The organism is Pelomonas sp. KK5 (assembly GCF_001984095.1).
Lineage (GTDB): Bacteria > Pseudomonadota > Gammaproteobacteria > Burkholderiales > Burkholderiaceae_C > KK5.
The window spans coordinates 1-214 of sequence record NZ_LYVQ01000611.1; the positions used below are offsets into that span (position 1 = coordinate 1).

Annotated in this window: 1 protein-coding gene; it reads right to left on the reverse strand. The window is 65.9% G+C overall.

The window, feature by feature from the left end; genetic code table 11:
* Positions 1-64 precede the first annotated feature (64 nt).
* Positions 65-211 carry a thiamine pyrophosphate-dependent enzyme gene (locus B0W88_RS33400; RefSeq protein ID WP_369973981.1) on the reverse strand — a complete coding sequence of 49 codons (147 nt, stop codon included), beginning with the start codon at positions 209-211 and terminating at the stop codon, positions 65-67.
* Positions 212-214 lie beyond the last annotated feature (3 nt).

A 214-nucleotide genomic window follows, 5' to 3' on the forward strand; every position in this document is an offset into this window, starting at 1 on the left:
CGCTTTCGTGACCGCGTAGTCGGCCAGGTTGGTCTTGAGCGTGAGCGCCATGGGGTGTGTCTCCTTAGAGTCGGACTTCGATCAGGCGCGGACCGGGTTCGCGGTTGGCGTCGGTGAGCGCCTTGTGGAAGGACTGCGCGTCTTCCACCGCGATGCCGGGCACGCCCATGCTGCGGGCCATGGCGATCCAGTCGATGCGGGGCTTGTCGATGTC